This window comes from Hymenobacter setariae (genome assembly GCF_007713685.1).
In the GTDB taxonomy this organism is placed as follows: domain Bacteria; phylum Bacteroidota; class Bacteroidia; order Cytophagales; family Hymenobacteraceae; genus Hymenobacter; species Hymenobacter setariae.
Genome location: NZ_VMRJ01000008.1, coordinates 33,035 through 52,946 on the forward strand (window position 1 = coordinate 33,035; position 19,912 = coordinate 52,946).

Sequence of the window (19,912 nt, forward strand, 5' to 3'; positions counted from 1 at the left end):
CCGGTGGCCCGGCTACTTCGTGCGCCTTTTCTGGCGACGGTTGAGTTCCGCTTCTTCCTTGGCGGCCAGGATACTTTCCTGTTCCGGAGGCAGTGGCTCCCGCGCCTGGGGTTTGTCGTGCAGGTAAGTGGTTAAGGCGCGCTCCAAAACATCCTGCAGGGGTAATCGCGCCATGTAGGCATACGTAAACCACTCCCGGAATACGGCCGGCGGCAGGTTATTCGTGAAGGGAATACGCAGCGGCTTTTCTTCATCCGGACTTTCCGTACGTATGGTATGTACGATACTTTCCGTACGTATTGTACTTTTTACTTGGTTTTCCGCCGCTGACGGCACCAGGGCTGGCTCGCGTGCTACCGGAGGGTGCAGAATATCATCGTGGCTGGTCGCGGACGAAGCTAACCGAACGGGGGGCATTTTCTTAGGCGGCATGGGGTACGTTGAGACGGGTGAGAAACTCTTCCGTGAGCGCACGGTAATCAGCGGCGCCGTTGGAAGTCGGCGCCCAGTCGTAGATGGCCTGCTGGCCCGCCTGGGATTCGTCGAGGGCGACATTTTCCCGGATGGTCTGCTGCATAACCAGCTTGCCCAGCATGGGGTCCGCTTCGAGCGCCCGCGCGTACTGGTGGTGCAGCGCCTTGCGGTAGGTGCGGGCATACTTGGTAAAGAAGATGCCCCCGATGCGCAGGTGCGGGTTGAAATTCCGTCGAATAACCCCCACCATCTCCACTACTTTAGTCAGGCCTTCGCTGTTGAAGTAGTTTGGCTGCAAGGGAATAAATACTGCCTCGCTGGCGACCATCGCCGACACCGCCAGGGTACCCAGATAGGGCGAGGTATCAATAAGCACAAAATCAAAGCTCACCGGCAAGCGCTTATCCCCCGCCCCCAGGGCCTGGCTCCCCGCCAGCGCGGTAACGAGGTCCTGGAGCGCATTGCGAAAAAACCAGCCGTAATCCATCTCCTGACCGAGCAGCTTCTCCTGCCTCGTCAGGTCCTCTCCCGCCGTTACGCAGTACAGGTTAGACGCCGCGGCGTTGAGTTGCGGGCCTAAACCATTGGCCGTGGCTAGCGCGGCGGCCAGCGACCCTGGCACGGCGGGCAAGTCGGCAATAGTTGAGCTGGCATTGCCCTGCGGGTCAGCATCTATCAATAAGGTCTGGTAACCGAGCTGCGCCAGCCGGTGCGCAATGGCTAGGGCGGAAGTTGTTTTGCCCACGCCTCCCTTTCGGTTGGCAAACGTAATAATTCGCATAAAAACGATGAGAACTGGTTTAGAAACAAATGTAAGCGATAAATACCATGTTGGTCATACTTACTGCAAGTATGAAAAGTGTTACACGTAATATACTTACGGTACGTGCCATAAGTATAGCATCCTTTTTTCATACGTATTATAAACAGCTATTGTGCTAAATTTAGTGAACAGGCTTGGTCCCATATCCCTGGGATTCAGCCGTCACTTTAATTATAACTTACTGAAATAATGCACAGTAAATATATTTTTAGTGTGATACGTATAATATGTGTAATACTGAATATATGATACTGAATAGGTGGATATGTTGTGCGCAGGGTGAGCAACATATTTTTATGCTTACTATAAGTACCGACCGTATCTTGCGTTTAATACGTACAATACTTATCGTAAATATCATACGTATAAAAATAATATCAGGTTCATTGTGCCGCCTTAAGCTAGGAAAAAGTAACGGTCGCGTTGGCCAGCCAGACCAACTGCCAGCCGTACAAGCGTCAGTGAATACGCGGCTTTATCAGCGCTCCTATCAAAGTGGTAAACTCATCGGCATCGACTAGAAAGCCGCTCCGTGGAATGGTGTGGCACGCCGTATGCTATGCCAAAGAAGCGATGCAGTATAAGGCGTCGCTAGCGTAGGTGCGGTTGATGGGCTCCGCTGCTAAGACCGGGCTCTGACGCAGGAAGGCACGTTGGAAACTAGACCCAACCCGCCATAGAGCGACAGGATTCTACTTGCCACTTTAGCAGTCCTGACTACGGCGCTAACCTAGCCAGGGTAGCGCGTCAGCAGCCCGGTTTTCCGCGCCCCGCTGGCAGACTGAAAAATCCACGGCACTGGTTGAGCCCCCAACAGCGTGGGAAGGGTATCGAGGTGCGCTACCCTGATTAGGGCTTTTTTACCCTGCGCGGGTAGCAGCGGGGCCAGTAGGTAAGCATTGAACCAGTTCTTTGCACTGGTAGCAAGACCATCGCACGGCCCCAGCATTACAGGGTAGTTGTACTGCCGCCTCGGTAATTCCCCCCGGCTGCTTTTGTAACTGGGCAGCCTGGTAACAGGAGCACCGGCGCACGTAACTCTTCACCAAGTACAGCTGGTAGCCAAGCTCGCAGGTGGCTACCAGCTGCATCTAGTAGCTGTTTGCAGTAATACGTACCGTACGTATTACACATATCAAAATTATTGTACGTATGATGCAGATAGTTAAACTTTAGATAAGAACCTGTTTTTTACTTGAAACGGCTGCCGATACAAGCATTTCCCCATTTTACGCCGTGACCAGCAGGCGCTTACCTAATAGGGGAGAGGGCTCCCTGGACTACTGGACTACACTGCCGGGAGGCGCAAGTGCTGTTGGCAGGTCATAGCTGATAGCATCCACGTAGCTGATTTTGGCGGGGTCAAACGCGGCCAGGGCCTGGGCTACCCAATGCTCATCAATCGTACCCTGGTACATGAGCAGGTGCACCGTGGCCGTCTCGTCGGGGTTGAGGCGCAGTAGCCGGCCGATACGCTGGGCGGCCTTGCGCTCGTTGCCGAAGGCGTGCCAGATAATGCCTATCCGCAGGTTAGGAATGTTGACCCCCTCCGAGAGCTGGGCCACGCAGGCCAGGCGCTGAATCTCGCCGGCGTTAAATTTCTCCAGGTTGGCCTGACTCTCTTTGTTCTTGGAATGGTAGGTATGGTCGGCCTGCTCTTCGGCCTGCTGCTGGTTGCAGGTGAAGAGCAGCACCTTCTCCGAAAACTGGTTGGCGAGGTGGGCCATGTAGCGCCCCTTGCTGGGGTAGTTCATCAGCGCCTGCATCCGCAGGATGCGTAGCGTTTCGACGGGGAGCTGGTCTTGAGCCGCGTTGGCCAGCCGATTAGTCCAATAGAGGTAGTTTTCGCGCTCGCTGGTGGTGAGCTGGCTGCCCGATTTGAAGGTGAGCTGGTAGTCGCGCACCGCGCTCAGGGGCAGGCGGTGCACGACTAATCGGTAGTCGTTGAGCAGGCCCGCCAGCACGGCCTCGTCGGTGGTATAGTCAATCAGGATGGGGCAGTACGTGGCCACCAGCCGGCCCTTCTCGGAGTCTGGTTGAGCCGGTGGGGTGCCCGTCAAACCCAGGATGCTTTTCTTGCGGGCGGCGTGGGCCTTCAGCCCCGGCTCGTGCGAGTCTTTGAGCGCGTGGCACTCATCGAGGTAGAGCTTGTGGTAGTGGCCACTACCCAGCATTTTACTCAGGGAGCGGTACGTCGTAAAGTCGATGTGGTCGAGCAAGTGGGTCAAGCCGAACTTCTGCGCTTCCTGGGGCCAGGAATCCAGAATGGCCTGGGTAGGGGCCGCCACCAGAAACAGCTTCGTGACGGGTCCGCTGAGGGGGGCACCCGCCAGCAGGCGGTCCATGTCACGCAGCCCGATGAGGGTCTTGCCGACCCCCATGGCGACGGCCGCCCCAGCTAGCCGGGGTTTCTTTATCATCGCCAATACCTGGTCCTGGAGCGCTTGTTTTTGCGCCAGTGCGGAACTAATGACCGCGGGTGCCGGAGAAGAAGTCATAAGGGAGCAGAAAGAAAGGAGCCGGACCACCAGGTAGTAGCCCGGTAGGGAAAGGTCTTGACAGGGAAGTGAAGTTAGCGAGCAGTCAGGGATGCCGCAACCAAGTAAACAAGCCGACTGCGCGCCGCCAGTGCAGGTCCTGGGAAGTAAGCTACCCCGGCGAGCGACTAATTCGGGTAGCGCGCCCCCGATTATTTGCTGGCGGCGGCCATTTCCCCCCATCCGAAGGCAGTATGGTGTAAGGCAGTGGGGTAAAAATGGGTGGAAGGCGTTAGCCAGGCGCAGGCAGCTCCCGGATGCCCAGCAGCTGCCTGCGCACCTCAGTCGTCGCGCCCAGCTCTAGTAGCGTTTGTCAGCAACAGCCACTGGTAAGCCAGGTAGTGACTTTGCCAACGCTGGGCAGCAGAAACCAGCCTTAGTCTACCAAGCTAAATCGGGTGCTGAATGTGGGCCAGCCTGCCGATGCGGCTGGGGTATTCACACCGGCTTTACTCGTCGTCCGTGCTGCTGGTCTTAGGGCTGCGGGGAGCTTTTCCGGCCCGGCTGTAGGCGCTTGGCTTCTGGGTATTCCCCTCCAGCACCACCAGTACCTGCCGGCAGGGATAGGCGGGTTCCGTCTCCTCAAAGCCGTGGAGGGTAGGCGTAATGAGCAGGACGCTGTTTTGCGGCGGCGCAGGGGGCCGGGTCTTTTTCGTCAGGTCCAGCACGCAGAGAATGGATAGCTGCTTGGTATTGGCCGAAGCGTAGGTAGTCGCCTGCGGGCCGTACTTGGCTAGTAGTTTGCCCCGGTCGGAAATGGTTTTTTCCACTTTCAGCTCCGCTACCAGTCCCTGAAAGCTGATTTCTACCCGCCCACCGGCTACCTCGGCTTCTTTGACGACGTGTTCGCCCAGGTAGGTCAGCCCACCTAGGTGCTGGATGAGCTGGTCCCGAAAGGCCTGCTCGCTGACGTTGTCCTGGGCCTTGTAAATACCCTGTTGCAAGCAGACTCCCTGGTAGTTCAGGATTCCCCGCAGCAGCTTGGTGAAATCAGCTAATTCCTGCTTGGCCAGCCGGGGCAGCGATTGCAGGGTGGTCACTATGTCCAGGGCTACCCGGTTGAGGGCGCTGAACCCAGTCGGGAAATAGGCCGCGTCCGGACTAAGCACCCGGGCCAGGAGCTGGTGGTAGCCGATAAGGGGCACGGGCAGGCGCTCCTTCGCCGGGTTCTCGTAATACGCCAGCAGCTTGATGGCATAGGCATCCTCGGGGCGGTGCTGCGGAAATTTAAAGGCTACCCGCCCGCTGACCGGGTAGGTGGTGGCGACTGGCGAGGAGCGTACTTCGGCTAGCTCCAGGCTATACAGGCTGCTGTCCGTCGTTGACACCGGCCCCAGCAGCAGGCGGTCGTAGCCCGCCGGCCAGTAGTTGGGCGTCAGCAGCCCCCGCACGGCATACATGGCGGCGGGCTCCAGCACCTGTGGATTGGCCCACGGCTCGTCGTCGATGAAAAATTCGGCCGACAGCAGGAGCGGCGGGGCCGACTCCGCCGCTGGGGGCGGGGGGGCAGCCGCCTGACGCAATTCCGCCAGGGGGTCTTCCTCGAAGGCGTACTTAGTTGGGAAAGGTAGCCTCAGCAGGCCTTGCACCACGGCGCCGACCACCGGTACCTGCGGGGGCGTGCCAACCAGCGCCAGGCACTGCGTCAGCTGGACTTTGAACGGGTCGGGGTAACCCGCTTCTTCTAGGCGCAGGAGCCGGATATTGGCCCGGGCTGCCCGTAGGTGAGCCTCGGCCCCGGGGCCCGCTTGTAGCTCCTCGTGCGACCAGCGGAGCAGCTGATAAACGGCACTCCCCAGCAAGCGATAATTCGTAAAAAATACGGCGGCGGCCGTAGCGCGGGTAGCCGCTTCCAGCTGCCGCAAGGGTTCCATGACCAGCGCCTCGCCGGCCAGCAAAGGCGCCAGGTTGGCTTCGTCAAAAAGTAGAAGCTGCCGCAGCAGCTCGCGGCGAACCAGGAGTTGGGTGGCTACCAGGTCGGCGTGGTAGTGATGGCGCTTGAACATAGCTTAAAGGGAGGCAAGCCGGGTGGCATCGAGCTGGGCCGTGGCCACCAGGTGCTCCAGGCAGGAAAATTGCGCAAATGCCTGGTTGGTGCGGGTGGCGTATTCAATGGACTTCGTCGCGGGCACGGTGCGGGCGAAGTGCTGGGTCAAGTCATAGAGCTCGGCGTGCAGGCCTTGCGCGCCCAGTACCGCGTACACCGTAAAAGCATCGGTATAGGAGCCGGCCTCAAGCTGCGTGCGGACAAAGCTCGTCAGCAGCGCCAGCTGGCTGAGCAGCTCCGTGTAAGGTAGCTGGTGCAATTGTTCGAGCAGCTCTGTCCGTAAGTCCCCGAAGGAGGCATATTCGGGGGGCGTCCGCTCCAGGTAGCGGAGAGCCTGCGCCAGCCAGTACCCGCGCAGCTCCGGATAGGCAGGCAACAGGTGGGTTAAACGCCGGACGAATTCCTGCTCCAGGTACTCTTCGCCGCAGGTGCCGTATTTGGTAAAGTAGTACGGCACCAGCCGCAGGTACAATTCGCGGGTATCGCGGGTGAGCGTAAGAATTGCTGTTACCAGCTCTTTGCCGTATTCCAGCTCCTGCGTCTCGTAATAGGCCTTTTCGAGCGCCTGCATGGCCACTAACCCCGCCAGTCGCTGCGCGCCCGTCAGGTAGGGAAGCAAGCCGGGGAGCACTGCCACCGCTGCCTGGTGCAACACCTTGCGGGGGTCGGTGAGCGCCGTGACTAGGCCGGGTAGGTCGGCGGGCGCTACTTCTTCCGCAAAATTCTCCGGCAGGGTGCCGTAGGCCCGGATGGCCTGCCCCCGAATAGCCGCTTCCGGGTCATTGAGCAGGGTTTTCACTGCCTCCAGCAGGGTAGTGGTGACGCAGGCCGGCTGCTCGGTGAGCAGGTATTCCACGTAGCGCACGGCTTCGCGGCGCAGATTGCCCGTCGTGTCGGCCGTCTCAAATAAATAGGTGTAAATGGCGGGTACTACGGCCGCCGTGCGCACCGGGTCGGGGAGGGCGTCCCGGAGCAGCCCCAGCAGCCGGGATTTGGTAAAGCCCTGCGTTTCACTCGCAAGTCCTCGCAGCACCTGGAGCACCGTCAGGTGCAGCGTAGTCGTGTCGGCGCGCAGGACCTGGCGCACGATGTGCTCCGTCTCCCGCAGGTGCCGCTGCCGACGCAGGCGCAACTGCTCTATTTGCAGCACCGGCAGCCCGGCCAGGGGATTGCTAGCCAGGAGATTACCCGCCACCGAAGTAAGAAGTAGGGGCGGCGTAGCCGGTTGCAAGGCGGCCTGGTGCTGCTTAAACGCGTGGTACTGGTCGCTGGCCGCGATAAGCAGGCCCAACAAGGCTTCGAAATGGGGCGCGAAGTGGGCCGGTGCGCGGTGCGCGGCCCGGTCGATGGCCTTGACCAGCGCTTGCTGTAATGGTACGGCCAGGGCAGCCTTGGCCAGGTCGGATACCAGCTGCCCGGCCAGCAACGTAGCGTGGGCCGGCAGGAGCAATTCCTCCTCGGCCAGGGCCCGGCCGCTGAAACCCAGCAGCGCCACCTGGCCAGCCTCCGACAGCGTGGGGCGCACCCGCTGAATGGCCGCCAGCGTGGGGTCCGGGGCCTGCCGGTAGCAGGCGGCCAGGGTGCGTAGCGTGGCCTGGTCGGCCGAGTCGCCGTAGCCGTCTTCCACAAAATCCAGCGACTGCACCACCAGCTCGGTGAGCGGTAGGACGAGCGTTGGGGCTACGGCCAGCAGCTCCAGTAGCAGGGCTTGCACCCGGAGCCGGTCCGGCTGACTGGGCAGCTTCACTTGCGCTGCCAGTAAGCGCTGCGCAGCTCCCGGGTCGGCGCGGGCCAGGCGCTGCACCAACTCCAGCACGTGGGGATAGCCGGGCGCCGCCTCGCCGCGCCCGGCCCGTTGCCCGTACGCCAGCCGGGACAGCAGGGTCGAAAAGTCAGCTGCGTAAGCCGGCAATTCAGCCGGGGCCAACGCTACGTTCAGTACGCTGGCTGCTGCATCCAGGTGCGGCCCCTGCTGCAGGATGCGGAGCACTTGCTGCCGGGCAAAGACGGGCAAGGCTTGCCCGCCCACCACGGCCCGGCGGAGGGCGTCGAGCAGGGTGGCGCCGGCGGGGTCTTCCAGGAAAAGGGACAAGTAATTAAGCGCCGCCGGGCTGAAAAACTGCGGCGACAGGCCGGCAGCTTCCCGCACGGTAGCGGCCGTCGCGTCCCGTGGCCCAGTACCCAGTTCCTGCACCAGGTGCAGAATGGATAAGGTCTTCGTATCGGCCTGCGACTGCTCCTGGGCAAGCAGGGCATTGATTTCCGCCTGGAGTTCCTGCTGGCGCGCCGTCTGCTGCTGCCCTTCTTGCCGCTGCTGCTGCTGGTCCCGTGCCTGCTGCGCGAGTACGGTCCGCCCAAAGTTTTTCGGAAATAGCTCCTGGTGCGAGGGGCAGCCAACGCAACAGTCCAGGATAAAGGCGCGGGCACTCCGCTCCAGGTTGGTAGAGCGGACTGTGTGTGGGGCGTGAGAGCAGGAAAGCTCTACTTCGGTAGGCAGTTGGGCTATCTGGGCTACTAAGCCGCCGGAGCAGTCCGCCAGGCGTAGGTGCTGGCACCAGTTACGCAGCGATGGGATGAGCGCTTTGTTGCGCTCCCCAGAGGCAGTGGCTTCCTCCACCATCCGCGCAGTCGTGTCGTTTTGAGCCATGCCAAAGAAGGAAAAGAGAGCGGAAAGGTAGTAGCTGCCGATGGAGCTGAAGGTAACACCGGCGCCTATCCTATGAATTCAGCGTGGGTTCTTTTGCCAGTCCACAGGGACAGGGAGTAAGCTGACAACTCTACTGGGAGTACCAGGCAGGGAGGACTCTCAGCCGGGTAAAACGCAGTCGTGACTTGTGGTAGAAGCGTTGGCCCCCATGTAAAACTGCCCCACTTTTAGGGGGGTGAGCCAGCGGATAGGCTGCCAACCCAGGCCCTGGCAACGGAGCTAGTTAAGCGCGGGTGAACTGATAATACTAGTAGTGCAAATAATCCAGGTAATATTGATAACATAGGTAACACTTATCTAGTTAGCCCCAAAGTATCTTTGCACTATGAGCAAGATTCTCGCAATTACGAATCAGAAAGGAGGGGTAGGCAAGACTACTTCCACGGCCAATATTGGGGCAGGGCTTGCCCGGACGGGTAAGCGGGTCATCCTGGTCGACCTGGACCCGCAGACTAACCTGACGAAGGGTTTGGGAATAGTGGCCGCCGAAAAGAACGTGTACGGCGCTTTACTGGGCGAATACGAACTGGAAGTGTACCCGCTCCAGAAGAATCTGGCGCTGGTAGCCGGCTCACCCGCGCTGTCAGGCTTTGATAAGGCGAAAGGGGATGAGGTAGACCGGGAGTTTCTGCTCAAAGAATTACTGGAGCCACTGCGGAAGCAGAGCGACTACATTTTGCTGGACTGCCCCCCTGGCCTGGGGCTGGTTACGCTCAATGCCTACGCCTGCGCCCAAGTCCTTTATATTCCATTGGAAGCCCAGATGTACGGGGTCGATGGTCTGGAAAAAGTTCTAAACCTGGTCAAGCGGATGCAGCGGCGGTTAAACCCGGAACTTACCATTGGCGGTCTCTTTTTTACCCGCTACAACAAGCATAAAATTCTGCACCGGGAGACGACCGAAACGTTGCGTGGCCAGTACCCTGACTTGGTGTTAGAGGGCGTCATTCGGGAGAGTGTTGCGCTGGGGGAGGCGCCGCATTTCGGCAAGGACATCTTTACCTACGCCAGTCATAGTGCTGGGGCAACTGACTATGCGGCGCTGGTAACCGAGCTGCTGACCCGCTAACTTACTCCACCTTATGCTGACTAGTACTCATGGCTAAGACCTTTAAAAATTTGCCCGCGCCCGTCTCAGTTGCTTCAGCTAAACCAGCTTCGGAACGGGACTTCTTCGACCTAAGCGATGACCCCCAGCCCGCAACTATTCCTGTCGTAATACCTACTGTTGCCCCTGATTTTAATAACACTGATAATCCTTACTTACCAGGTAACATTAGTAACGCAGGTAGTACGAATAGTAGGGAGGCCAAGTTAAAAACTGGTCGTGCTGAAAAAAAAGGTAACACTAATAATACTGATAATCCAGGTGTCATTGGTAACGGTAGTAAAAACAGTAACACGACCTCTTCGGAGGATTTGGACAACACGGGCGCGGCTACTCTAACGGGGGATGCTCGCCAAACCTTTGTGTTGAGTCGACATCATTTGGAGCGGTTGCGGGATTATGTGCATGCTCGTCGGGCCGGGGGGGACTATACCTATTCTCAAAAGCAGGCACTACAGGAAGCGCTGGACTTGCTCTTTGCCGGTACAGACCCAGTGGAGACTCGTCCAGACCAGGTGAAGGAGCGGGAGCAGGAGCGGCGGCAACGTATTCAACAGGGCCGGCTACCACGAGCGTAAAGGCAGTGGGGAGGACCAGGCAGCGATGGAAAAGGTGGTGCCCGGAGGAAGTAAATCCTGAAAATGGGGCATGGTACGGGTAACTATTTTTCTGGTGGGTAGTGAAAGGTGAGGGGGGCAAACACAGACAGTAAGGCAGGTTGTTGGAGTAGCGGGAAGGGAATCTAACGGAGCAAAAGGCAAATTTTTTACCGGGTCGGGTACCAGGTTTAGGCGTTAGGGCTGGCTCTATGCCTAGTCGATACAGGGTAAGGCCGGTGAGTGATTAAGCGATATAAATTGTATAATACCAAGTAAAAAGCGGGTGAAGGCTAATGCGTGTTTAAAGACAAGTGACGGGCTTTCTAGATATAAATAGATTAATGTATTTTGCTGCATATACAAGTCATAAGTTCGGCGAGAGGAGTAAGTGAGAACGGCTGGCAGAAAGAGTGACGAAGACTTGGTAGGGATAACGATTAGGCAGGGGAGGGGCTGGTTAAAAGTACGATTTCTGACTGCCAGCTTTTAGGGGGTAGCTAATAGGATGCGTTTTTAGCTTGATGACTATTCAAAGGCGGCTACTAGTATTTAGGACTTAACAGATTTCAAGGAGTAGTCTCGTTAGGTATTGGTAGATTCTTGAGGGGTACTTGAGTTAGCTGAATTAGGGTGGATGAGCACTGATGAAAGGACGGGGCAGAGCATAATACAGGATGTTAGGCCTGGGTAAGGGTGATGGAGCAGGTGACTAAGAATAGGTAGCTGAGCGGGATGATTTGGTAATTCAGGTTAGTGGGCATATCTTGGGTAGAACAAAGGGTTTTGGGGCAGAACGGCGGATTTTAGTCGGTTCTGGGTGAAGGGGGATGTAACACACTATACAAAGGCCAAAAATTCGCCCCCCTCTTTTCGCCCTCTGCTCGCCCCTCTGCCACTAGCATTAACTTAATTAACACACTTTATCATGCTTACAACCACTCCTGCTGCTCACGTGGCCCACGCAATCATTCGCATCGAAAAGATAAAAACCAGGCAAGGCATCGGGCAGCGGCAAGCCCACAACGACCGCAGCAAATACACCCCTAATGCGGACGAGTCCCGAAGTCATCTGAACCAGGAATATCTGAACACCGAAAACCAGGCAATTGTAAAATTGGTGGATAAGCGGATGGAGGCAGCCGGACTGGGTAAGCCCAAGGAGGGGGCGGTACTGTGCGTGGAGGTACTGATAACGGCCGGGCCAAAGGCGGAAATCTGGCAGCGGGACAAGCAGACGGGAGAGGCGGCCGACATGCGGGGCAGCGAGTGGGAAAAGGAAACCCTGGCCTGGGCCAAGCGGGAATGGGGCGATAATCTGGTCGCCATGAAGCTGCACCAGGATGAGAAGACCCCGCATTTTCAGTGCTTCGTGGTGCCCATTTTGGGCAAGGGCGGGGGACTGGCCGGCGAAGTAAATTTGGAGAATAGCAAGGGGGCCAGGCTGTCGGCCCGCGACATGTTTTCTCCCCAGACGCTCTCGCAGCTGCAAACGGATTTTGCGGAAGCCATGCAGCCGTTTGGCCTGGAGCGGGGTATCAAGGGCAGTCGGGCAGAGCACAAAACGATGCGGCAGATGTACGCCCTAGGAGGCGAGAAAGCGGCGGAAATAGCCCCCCTGGTTGAACCCATTGAGCCGCAGCCCTTCGTGCTGGCTACCCCTCCCCGAAGTTTGTTCGGTAAGGGCCTCGAAGAGTGGCGAGCTAAACAGCAGGAAGAAATCAATGCAGAAATCGCCCGCCAGGTGGAGGCCGCAAACAAGCGGCTAGGAACGGTTGGTGCGGTAGCTGTAGCCGCGTCGGGGGCTGCCGAGGAGTCGGAGCGGTCGCGCACCTGGGCGGGCGATTCGCTCCAGAAGGCTGATGCGGCACGCAATGAAGCGAAGAACGCGCAAGACGAAGTGAAGAAGGAAGCCAGCCAGGCCCAGGCCGAGCGGGAGCGTCACGCCGCCGAGCTTGACAAGGTGCTGCTTCAGGTCGCGCAGGGTGCGCTGCCGGCCGACTTGTTGCAACGGGGGCAGGACCTGGTGGCCCAGCAGATGGACGACCTGCGCCAGGCTTGGCCAGTACCAGCGGCTCTGCGCGTGCAGGCTGAGCAGGCGGAGAAAGCCGGTGATTACGGCTTGGTAGCGGAACTACGCTACGGTAAAGTTCTGGAGGCGGAACAGCAAGTGGCGCTTTGCCGGGAGCAGGTGCAGGTCACGCCGGCTGGTCGGGCTCTGATAGCGGAACTGGAGGAGGCCGACCGGAAAGCACTAGCCGAGGCCCAGAAGCAGGTAGAAGCACAGCAAGCCGCCGAGACCCGTGAAAAGGAGCGCGTGGCCGAGCAGGAGCGCCTGGCTCGGGAACAGGCTGCTGAACAAGCGCGCGCGCAGCGGGCCGCGCAGGAACAGGCGGTCCAGGAAGAAGAAGCGAGAAAGACTCAACAGGCGGCCACTGACGCCGCCGCTGCTAAAAACGAAACAGCTGAGCGGCCGCAAGACGCTGGCAGCTGGGAGCAGAATCCCCAGGCCGGTGCATTCCCCACGCAAATCATCGACCAGCCAAGTCAAGACAAGGATGAGGAAATAGATTGGTATTAGAACCCACTTTATTAGGGCTGCGCAACAAGCCCGGTGCTACCGCAGCACCGGGCTTGTTGCATTGCACGGCTCAGCTTCTAACCCGCTGCGACTAGCAGCTAGTTACCTGTATCATGCGTCAAAAGGACGCCTACAATAGATACGAAGTCAGTTGCCAAATTCTTGATTAGTTTACAATCAGAAATCGGCTAAGCAGCGAGCTGTTTAGTGGTAAAGTTATATTTGTTGTGTATGTGCAGCGGGATTGAAATCGACTGCTTAAGCTGGCTTTTGCACGTTGCTGGCAGCTGGTGCAAGGCGACACAAGTACTGGTTTCGCTTCGTCCAGGAGGGCTTAGGCCCGGGTGGAGCGAGCTCAGCTACTGGCGGGCAGCGGGTAGAAAGCTACCGCTAGTTCAGGTGGCGGGTTAGCACTTGCTTAAGGTCGGACCCGCGCAGGTCCTTGGCCACAATGCGCCCCTCGGGGTCGAGCAGGAAAGTGGCCGGAATGCCCACCAGCTGGTACAGGTGCCCGGTGGAGCCCCGCAGGCCTTGCAGGTCGGCCACCTGCGTCCAGGGCAGGCCGTCCTGCTGCACGGCCTGCTGCCAGGCGGCTGGCTTCTCGTCGAGCGAGACGCTGAGCACCGTGAAGCCCACGCCCTGGTCACGAAACCGTTGGTAGGCGGCGAGCACCGGCGGATTCTCGGCCCGGCAGGGCTTGCACCAGGAGGCCCAGAAGTCGACCAGCACGTAGCGGCCCCGCAGGCTGCTCAGAGTCACGGACTGCCCGTGCAGGTCGGTGAGAGTGAAGTCCGGGGCCAGCGCCCCGACGGCCAGCGTAGGGGCCTTGTCGAGCAGCTCGCGCAGGCGGGGCAGGTAGGGGGAGGCAGGCTGCTCGCGGGCAAAGCGCGTGGTGAGCGAATCGAGCAGGGGCCGGGCGCTGGGGTGCAGGCGCAGGTAGTGGAAGGCCACGTAGGGGGCCAGGTACGAACTGGCCCGGTGGCGCAGCTGGGCTTGCAGTTGGCGCAGGTGCTTGTCGCTGGCGGTCGCCGCCTGATTGCGCAGCAGCCCGTAGGGCAGCAGGGCTTGCAGCCACTCCACTTCCGGCGAGCCACTCAGGTGCAGCTGGTAGACCGGGGCCTGGCGGGTGCTGCTGGGGGCGAGTTCTACTAACCCGCTGAGGTGCTCCTGCCGACCTGCCAGCGGCACGGGTTGCAGCACGCGCTGCTTGTCAAGGCGCAGCCAGTACACATCGGGGGCGGGCACCCGGCCGTGTAGCACGAAGTGCCCCGTGGCATCGGCCTGGGCTGAGTCCAGCGCGGGCCACGGCTGGGTATGGCTGGGACGCTCGGCCGCCAATAGGTACACGTGCCGGCCGGCCAGGCGCGAGTCCTGGCCCTCGATGGTGTAGCCGGGCGCGGCTGCCGATTGGGGCTGTTGGGCTCGGCTCGGTAAAGCTGGTAGCAGGCACAGCAGAGGTGAAAAGAGTAAGTGTGGGCGCATAAAAGAAGGAAAGAGATAGGTTATAATAACTTTCTGGCGGAGCCATGCCGGCGTAGATAAGCGCGGGCTTCCTGGTATTGGGGCTCGTGCTTGCCGGCCTTGTCCACTACTACCGCGTAGTAGCGGCAGGCAGCGGCGACGTCCTGCTGCTGCGCCGCGAGGTTGCTTAGGGCAGCATTTGTATACGGACGTTTTACTAAACAAACAGCCCTGAAAACTGCTGAAAGCGGGCTTTTAGCGGGCAGGTATTATGTTGGAAGCACATCCAGAAGTATAGGGCAGGCAATTCCTGGGTTGAGCGGCGATTCGCTCGGTTGTTGCCTGGGCCAACCGAAAATTGGGGGCGCCCCGCACCTGTTGATGCGCTCCCAGATTGTTTAGCAGTTGGTGATAACTGATAAGGCGACTATCAGGCAAAGGCTCGTTAGGGTGCATGGCCCTAGTGACCGGGTGTTTAGCACGACGTCTCCTCAAGCGTAATAGATTTAATCGTACCCCCGAGGAAGTATAAAAGTATAGCTAGGCGTACCTGGTAATTTAGTGACCTCCGTTTAGAAACAGTCGTTTAATAGGAGCCACGGTAGTTACGTCTGCTTCGAAAATAAAAACAAGCTCCTGGCACGCTTCCAAAAAGCGCTGGGCGCGCCTCTTTGGAGGCGTTAGGGCACTAAACCTGTAAGCCGCCGAGAAGCGCCTTAAGCAGTACTTTTCCCAAAAGCACTACCTTTCAGCCATGATTAAGGAACCCAAAAATGTGGATTTTTACACAACTGGCCGGCAGCTTTCGGAGCAGGAATTTGCCCGCATCAGCGAGTGGATTAAGCAGCATAAGGAAAAACAAGCGGCCCACAAATCGAAATCGATAACCGGAACCAAGCCGCCTATCAGCTAGGGTTATGGCCCCAACAGGCTGATTAGCGGACTTGGGTGATGGAGGAAGAAGCCGGGTGGAAGGCCACTGCCTACCCGACTTGAGCGACCTTAGCTTGGCTGGTGCTGGGTCTGTACCAAACTTTTAACCGAGGCCAGAGTCAGCGGCGCGGTGGGCTGGACCACCGGAGCTATTTCAGCAGCTTCGCCTTTTGCGCGTCGTACTCGGCTTTGGTCAGCACCTTCTGGTCGTAAAGCTTTTTGAGCTTGAGCAGTTCGTCGGCCGTGCTCAGGGGCGGGGCGGTGCTGGCGGGCGCGGCGGCGGAGACCGCGGCAGTACGCGTGTGGGCCGTGATGATTTCCCCCGCCGCTTCGGCCGCGTTCAAATCCACGCAGCCGTTCAGCGTGTTAGCTTTCACGACGGCGACGGTCTTTTCGCCGAAATTGCGCGAGCGCTGCACCCGGATATCCTTTACCCGCACCCAGAGGTTACTCAGCTGGGAGGTGAAGTTCTGCTGCTTGCTGCCCGTAAACACGTTGTCGGGCACGAACACGTATTGGAAGTCGCCATTGGGCAGCGTGCCACGGCCCAGGCGCAGGGTATCACCGGGGCGGATAAGGGTGCCGGCGGCCGTGGTAAAGGTCGGCACGGACTTGCCCACGATTTGCGCCCGGGCGGTCTGCGGCCAGGCCAGGTGAAGGAGTAGCGCAACCAGACCCGAGGAGTAAGAACGCTGCATGAAAAAGGCGTAGAGCTATAGTAGATTAAGAAAGGAATTGCGTGGCCTGAATCCGGACCCGTGGGGAACCCTATTGGGCATTCTCGGCTTTGAGTAAGGCCTGTTTCTTGGCTGCCAACTCAGCTTCCAGGGGCTTGCTGAGCACGTCCAGGGTGCCCTCCCGCCCAAAGCCCCGGGCTTGTTCCGAAAACACGGCCCGGGCCCGAGTGCCTTCCCAGAAGAGTTGATACTGGCCCTGGGCTTGGCCCGGCCCCAGTAAGTAGATGGCCTCGGCCCGCAGCGTGGCCGCGTCGCCCACCGCCCGAAACTGGGAGAATTTATTGTCCAAAAACCAGTAGAGTTGGGTCGGTACCTGGGGACGGTGCTTGCCAAACCAGCCAGTGGCCTTGGCGCCGGCAACTCCCTCGTCGGAGTAGGTGCGCGTCAGTTCCCCGGGGCTAACCGGCAGTAGCCGCATTTTAGGAAAGGCACTTACCGGCTGGCCGAAGGTGTGGCCGGCGATACCATTGAGCGAATCAACTTTGGCCCCGAACGGGAACTGGACTGCCGCGGTTTTAGGGGGCACCGCCTGGGTCTCCGGGGTGGAGTTGGAGTCAGCGGAGGAGCAGCTGCTGAACAGGCTCCCGGCGAGAACGGCCAGGGTCGGGAAGTAGGCGTAAAGGGGTAGGCGCATCAGGTGCGTAAAGGGAATAAGGAAGTGAGAGAATTACTTGATAGCAGCTTATCAGGTGCTGATGGCAGGGGGTAAGGCATTAGGGGCGAAGAAGCAAGACGACTAGTTGAAGGGGTGGCCCGTCAGCTAGAACAGCCCCTGCTCGTTCCGTACTGCCGCGCTTGCTAAGCTGGAATATTCCCGGCTCTCGCTCACCTGCACCCGGCAGTAGGGGCATTTAAGGGAGTCGGATACCAGCTCCAGCCCTGGGTCATAGGTCAGGTAATAAGCCGGGATGCCGCAGCGCGGGAGGGACTCGCCGGCCTCGTAATAATGGTAGGGTACCACGTGCACTGCGGCCGAGCGCCACCCGGCTGCGGCCGCCCGCACGGGGGGAAGTCGCCGTTGGTATTCGCGTAAATCGGCCGCACTGAGGACCAACCGGATGGGGGGTAGCAAGTGAACGAGCGCCTGGTGAATCCCCTGCTGGACTTGTTCCAGGAGCGGGCGCAGGACTTCGGGGGTGGGCGGCTGCCCCGCGTCGAGCGCCGCGGCGGCCGGTTGCAGCAGGCGGTGCACGCGGTTCAGCTGGTAGCCGGCTTCCCGCTGGGCCTCATCCTCGAAGATGTCCCGGAAAGCATGGAGCGGAATCCCCTCGTTGTCGGGGGCCAGCACCCAGGCCAGATTAAAGCCCTGGTCCTGGTAGAAGCGCAGCAGCGCGGCCAGGTTAGCCGCCGTGCTGCGGCCGGTGTCTTCCAGCTGGGCGAGCGCCGCGCCTGACACGCCGGCCTCGCGGGCCACGCGGGCGCGGGGCCAGGCTTTCGGGTCGTACGCTTCCGCGGCCAGTGTAGTCCGGAGCTGGTGGAAGCGTTCGCCGAGGGGTAGAGCGGGCATAGTGGGGGCTGTGGGAAGCAAAGCGGCGTTCCGGAGTTGGGGCAGCAAGGTAGTAAATAATTTGGTTTTGGATAAGTATGTTATACCAGCAGGCTGGGCGGCAGAGGTGAGTTTGCGGCCGTGAAAAATCCGGCCAGTGTCGAGGCCTTCGGCGTGCATTTGAGAAAGCTGCGGGAAGCGCGGGGGTGGAGCCAACAAGCCCTGGCGGACTATGCGGATGTGGCCAAGCTCACGGTGCAGCGGATTGAGCACGCCAAGGGAGCACCCACCCTGGATGTATTGGTTTCGCTGGCCCGGGCGCTCCAGCTACCGCTGCGCGAACTGATGGATTTTACCGATGCCGAAAGCAGCGCGGTAGGGCCGACCTAGCCCGGCATTAGCGGAAGCAATAGCCTGAGTAAGCCAGCTGGTGAGCATAGCTTCGCTGCCAGCAGGCAAACGGGCAAGGCTGTGCGTCAGCACCAGCGGATTTCCCGAAGTGCGCCGGCTTGCGGGTTGAAGTAGCTACCGGCGGCCCCTCTGCGTGCGCCGGATGCTAGCGCATTCACCAGGCGCTCACCTCTAAGCCTGCTCCCAGCACCAAGAACCCCCTTAGGCTCAGCCACGCCCAGCGCTGGCCCGCCGATTCGCAAAGCCGGGCCAGCCAGCCCATCGTGGCGAGCATGACGAGGTATTTGGCCAGCACCGGCAGCGCGTTTGACGAGAACACCACGTTGGCTACCAGGATGCCAAGCCCCAGCGTCCGGAGGCAGGGTGGTAGGGCGCCCGCGAGCTGAGTAGGCAGCGGCTAGCCGGTATAGCCCATCTCGCCGCGGGCGCGGCGCAGCTCGCGTACCTGCTCGTGTACGGTAGCGCGCGCCAGCGCCGGGGCCACGGTGCTGGCGCGCCCCTGCGGCCCCCGGTGCGTGGCGTGGAAGAGTTCATCAACTACGGAGTTGCCCAGCGCCAGATTGGTCACTAGCGTAAAGACGCGGCTGCCGTAGGCCCGCGGGTTCGCGGCGATATCTGGCAGGGCTTCCTGGGCCTCGTCCTGGTAGTTGAATAAGCGCTTGAATACGTAGGCGGCGCGGTCCGGGGAGATGGGCGGGTCGAGCTCGGGCAGCTCTGGGGAGTCCGCCAGCCGCTGCGTCAGGTGTTGGAGGTTCTCGTCGTCGATGGACACGGCATCGCCCTCCAGCCACAAATCGGGCTTAAGCTGGAGCAGCGCATCGGCCCAGGCGGCAAAGCTGAGCGTCGGAAATTGTTCCGATAGGGCCACCATCGTGTAAGCCAGGGCCAGGCAAATTTGGTGCGGCGTTGCCTGGGCGTAGGGGATGCAAAGGGGAGTTGGGTCGGGCGAAGGGGTCATGGATGCAGGTAATGCAGTGAGGCGCTAGCGGCTGCAAGGTAAGGGGGAAAAAGAAGATTGTAATCACATATGATTACAAGGAAGCTGATTTTTAGGTCAAGCTTGCCGGGGTGAAAAATGAGGTGGTTTTGCTGGCCTTTGGGCAGCACCTGCGCCAATTGCGCGAGGCGCGGGGCTGGAGCCAGCAGGCGCTGGCCGACGTGGCGGATGTGTCCAAGCCCACGATTTACCGCATCGAGACGGCCCGTTATTCCGTGACGCTGGATATACTCGTGTCGCTGGCCCAGGCCCTGGAAATTTCGCTGGCGGAGCTCGTCAGCTTTGTGGGACCCGCTCCTCGCCCGGCGGTGGAGCCTGGACGGTAGCATTTGCCGTGGTCCGCGTCGGATACTGGCCAACTGGTTCTGCCGGAGCTCTGCTCCGTCGGTAGGCGTTTTCACCCTCAGCGCGGCGCAGTTGACTCGCCTCGGTCTTGAGGGTCTGGCGGCGCTCGCGTAAGGCTTCGCGCAGGGTTAGGCTACTTAAGTGCCCACTTCCCGCTCGATGGACACGGTCAGTATTTCGGGGATGGTGTGCAGGGTGAGGGCCACCAAGCTTTCCAACTCTAGGGTAAGTAGCGTCCGCTGCTGTCCGCTGCTGCACCTTGGCCCGGTGGCGGGCCCGGCGCAATTGGCGCAAGTGTTTACGGTAGCGCATAAAGGCAACAGGCTGCGGGTATTGGAAGCAACGACCGCACAAACTTACGCGCTTTTTTACAAAAGGGGGAACTATATGTCCACAAAGTTCAGACTGCTTGGCCGGAGCTTGCGACGATGAAGAAACCAGCCAGCGTGCAGGCTTTTGGGCAGCACCTGCGCCGACTGCGGGAAGGCCGGGGCTGGAGTCAGCAGGCGCTGGCCGACGCGGCGGACATTACCAAGAAAACGGTTTACCGCATGGAGACGGCCCAGACGGTGCCCACGCTGGACGTGCTCGTGTGTCTGGCCGAGGGGCTAGAGATTTCGCTGGCGGAGCTGGTGACGTTTCCGGCGGCTACCTAGCGGGGCGGCAGTA

At 59.8% G+C, this 19,912-nt stretch carries 18 protein-coding genes; 7 read left to right on the plus strand and 11 right to left on the minus strand.

What is annotated here, in order from left to right; translation table 11 throughout:
* Positions 1 to 12 precede the first annotated feature (12 nt).
* The 5 genes from FNT36_RS23855 to FNT36_RS23875 form a co-directional block, all read right to left on the minus strand.
* Positions 13 to 432, minus strand: a complete 420-nt coding sequence (locus tag FNT36_RS23855) for a hypothetical protein (protein WP_144853000.1) — start codon at positions 430 to 432, stop codon at positions 13 to 15.
* Positions 422 to 1,255, minus strand: coding sequence for a ParA family protein (locus FNT36_RS23860; RefSeq protein ID WP_144853002.1), 834 nt, complete (start codon positions 1,253 to 1,255; stop codon positions 422 to 424). The genes FNT36_RS23855 and FNT36_RS23860 overlap by 11 nt, the downstream gene beginning before the upstream one ends.
* A 1,322-nt stretch (positions 1,256 to 2,577) precedes the next feature.
* Positions 2,578 to 3,795 (minus strand): DEAD/DEAH box helicase, encoded by a 1,218-nt coding sequence (locus FNT36_RS23865; protein ID WP_233636189.1) that lies wholly within the window; start codon positions 3,793 to 3,795, stop codon positions 2,578 to 2,580.
* Between the two features lie 488 nt (positions 3,796 to 4,283).
* Complete coding sequence (locus tag FNT36_RS23870; protein WP_144853006.1) at positions 4,284 to 5,840, minus strand: hypothetical protein; 1,557 nt, start codon at positions 5,838 to 5,840, stop codon at positions 4,284 to 4,286.
* 3 nt (positions 5,841 to 5,843) lie between these two features.
* Entirely contained in the window at positions 5,844 to 8,528 is a 2,685-nt protein-coding gene (locus FNT36_RS23875) for a hypothetical protein (protein ID WP_144853008.1), read from the minus strand.
* Between the two features lie 385 nt (positions 8,529 to 8,913).
* Between FNT36_RS23875 and FNT36_RS23880 the strand changes: the two genes are divergently transcribed.
* From FNT36_RS23880 to mobV, 3 genes are all read left to right on the plus strand, one after another.
* Complete coding sequence (locus tag FNT36_RS23880) at positions 8,914 to 9,657, plus strand: ParA family protein (RefSeq protein ID WP_144853010.1); 744 nt, start codon at positions 8,914 to 8,916, stop codon at positions 9,655 to 9,657.
* A gap of 29 nt (positions 9,658 to 9,686) precedes the next feature.
* Positions 9,687 to 10,274 carry a hypothetical protein gene (locus FNT36_RS23885; protein ID WP_144853012.1) on the plus strand — a complete coding sequence of 196 codons (588 nt, stop codon included), beginning with the start codon at positions 9,687 to 9,689 and terminating at the stop codon, positions 10,272 to 10,274.
* Positions 10,275 to 11,220: 946 nt separating this feature from the next.
* Positions 11,221 to 12,873 (plus strand): MobV family relaxase, encoded by a 1,653-nt coding sequence (gene mobV / locus FNT36_RS23890; protein ID WP_144853014.1) that lies wholly within the window; start codon positions 11,221 to 11,223, stop codon positions 12,871 to 12,873.
* Positions 12,874 to 13,263: 390 nt separating this feature from the next.
* Here mobV and FNT36_RS23895 read toward each other — a convergent pair whose 3' ends face one another.
* On the minus strand, positions 13,264 to 14,355 hold the full coding sequence (locus FNT36_RS23895; RefSeq protein ID WP_144853015.1) for a TlpA family protein disulfide reductase: 1,092 nt from the start codon (positions 14,353 to 14,355) through the stop codon (positions 13,264 to 13,266).
* Between the two features lie 733 nt (positions 14,356 to 15,088).
* On the opposite strand from FNT36_RS23895, the gene FNT36_RS25750 reads away from it, so the two are divergent.
* Positions 15,089 to 15,247: a hypothetical protein gene (locus tag FNT36_RS25750; protein WP_233636190.1), complete on the plus strand. Its 159-nt coding sequence runs from the start codon at positions 15,089 to 15,091 to the stop codon at positions 15,245 to 15,247.
* Positions 15,248 to 15,416: 169 nt separating this feature from the next.
* Here the strand turns inward: FNT36_RS25750 and FNT36_RS23900 are convergent, their stop codons facing one another.
* The 3 genes from FNT36_RS23900 to FNT36_RS23910 all read right to left on the minus strand — a co-directional run bounded on the left by FNT36_RS23900 (position 15,417) and on the right by FNT36_RS23910 (position 17,670).
* Positions 15,417 to 15,965: an SHOCT domain-containing protein gene (locus FNT36_RS23900; RefSeq protein ID WP_144853017.1), complete on the minus strand. Its 549-nt coding sequence runs from the start codon at positions 15,963 to 15,965 to the stop codon at positions 15,417 to 15,419.
* A 70-nt stretch (positions 15,966 to 16,035) separates the two neighbouring features.
* Positions 16,036 to 16,638 carry a hypothetical protein gene (locus FNT36_RS23905; protein ID WP_144853019.1) on the minus strand — a complete coding sequence of 201 codons (603 nt, stop codon included), beginning with the start codon at positions 16,636 to 16,638 and terminating at the stop codon, positions 16,036 to 16,038.
* Between the two features lie 126 nt (positions 16,639 to 16,764).
* On the minus strand, positions 16,765 to 17,670 hold the full coding sequence (locus tag FNT36_RS23910) for a hypothetical protein (RefSeq protein WP_144853021.1): 906 nt from the start codon (positions 17,668 to 17,670) through the stop codon (positions 16,765 to 16,767).
* Here FNT36_RS23910 and FNT36_RS23915 point away from each other — a divergent pair, their 5' ends adjacent.
* Entirely contained in the window at positions 17,671 to 17,880 is a 210-nt protein-coding gene (locus FNT36_RS23915; protein ID WP_233636191.1) for a helix-turn-helix domain-containing protein, read from the plus strand.
* A gap of 175 nt (positions 17,881 to 18,055) precedes the next feature.
* On the opposite strand, the gene FNT36_RS25755 is transcribed toward FNT36_RS23915, so the two are convergent.
* Both FNT36_RS25755 and FNT36_RS23920 read right to left on the minus strand, forming a co-directional pair.
* Positions 18,056 to 18,223, minus strand: coding sequence for a hypothetical protein (locus tag FNT36_RS25755; protein ID WP_233636192.1), 168 nt, complete (start codon positions 18,221 to 18,223; stop codon positions 18,056 to 18,058).
* Between the two features lie 75 nt (positions 18,224 to 18,298).
* On the minus strand, positions 18,299 to 18,859 hold the full coding sequence (locus FNT36_RS23920) for a hypothetical protein (protein WP_144853024.1): 561 nt from the start codon (positions 18,857 to 18,859) through the stop codon (positions 18,299 to 18,301).
* 110 nt (positions 18,860 to 18,969) lie between these two features.
* On the opposite strand from FNT36_RS23920, the gene FNT36_RS23925 reads away from it, so the two are divergent.
* Entirely contained in the window at positions 18,970 to 19,224 is a 255-nt protein-coding gene (locus tag FNT36_RS23925; protein ID WP_233636193.1) for a helix-turn-helix domain-containing protein, read from the plus strand.
* A gap of 447 nt (positions 19,225 to 19,671) precedes the next feature.
* Complete coding sequence (locus tag FNT36_RS23935; protein ID WP_144853028.1) at positions 19,672 to 19,899, plus strand: helix-turn-helix domain-containing protein; 228 nt, start codon at positions 19,672 to 19,674, stop codon at positions 19,897 to 19,899.
* Positions 19,900 to 19,912: the final 13 nt, after the last annotated feature.

Excerpts from the sequence above, each read along its gene's own strand:
- FNT36_RS23855 (WP_144853000.1), bottom strand. The coding sequence starts at position 432 with ATGCCGCCTAAGAAAATGCCCCCCGTTCGGTTAGCTTCGTCCGCGACC.
- FNT36_RS23860 (WP_144853002.1), bottom strand. The coding sequence starts at position 1,255 with ATGCGAATTATTACGTTTGCCAACCGAAAGGGAGGCGTGGGCAAAACA.
- FNT36_RS23865 (WP_233636189.1), bottom strand. The coding sequence starts at position 3,795 with ATGACTTCTTCTCCGGCACCCGCGGTCATTAGTTCCGCACTGGCGCAA.
- FNT36_RS23870 (WP_144853006.1), bottom strand. The coding sequence starts at position 5,840 with ATGTTCAAGCGCCATCACTACCACGCCGACCTGGTAGCCACCCAACTC.
- FNT36_RS23875 (WP_144853008.1), bottom strand. The coding sequence starts at position 8,528 with ATGGCTCAAAACGACACGACTGCGCGGATGGTGGAGGAAGCCACTGCC.
- FNT36_RS23880 (WP_144853010.1), top strand. The coding sequence starts at position 8,914 with ATGAGCAAGATTCTCGCAATTACGAATCAGAAAGGAGGGGTAGGCAAG.
- FNT36_RS23885 (WP_144853012.1), top strand. The coding sequence starts at position 9,687 with ATGGCTAAGACCTTTAAAAATTTGCCCGCGCCCGTCTCAGTTGCTTCA.
- mobV (WP_144853014.1), top strand. The coding sequence starts at position 11,221 with ATGCTTACAACCACTCCTGCTGCTCACGTGGCCCACGCAATCATTCGC.
- FNT36_RS23895 (WP_144853015.1), bottom strand. The coding sequence starts at position 14,355 with ATGCGCCCACACTTACTCTTTTCACCTCTGCTGTGCCTGCTACCAGCT.
- FNT36_RS25750 (WP_233636190.1), top strand. The coding sequence starts at position 15,089 with ATGATTAAGGAACCCAAAAATGTGGATTTTTACACAACTGGCCGGCAG.
- FNT36_RS23900 (WP_144853017.1), bottom strand. The coding sequence starts at position 15,965 with ATGCAGCGTTCTTACTCCTCGGGTCTGGTTGCGCTACTCCTTCACCTG.
- FNT36_RS23905 (WP_144853019.1), bottom strand. The coding sequence starts at position 16,638 with ATGCGCCTACCCCTTTACGCCTACTTCCCGACCCTGGCCGTTCTCGCC.
- FNT36_RS23910 (WP_144853021.1), bottom strand. The coding sequence starts at position 17,670 with ATGCACGCCGAAGGCCTCGACACTGGCCGGATTTTTCACGGCCGCAAA.
- FNT36_RS23920 (WP_144853024.1), bottom strand. The coding sequence starts at position 18,859 with ATGACCCCTTCGCCCGACCCAACTCCCCTTTGCATCCCCTACGCCCAG.
- FNT36_RS23935 (WP_144853028.1), top strand. The coding sequence starts at position 19,672 with ATGAAGAAACCAGCCAGCGTGCAGGCTTTTGGGCAGCACCTGCGCCGA.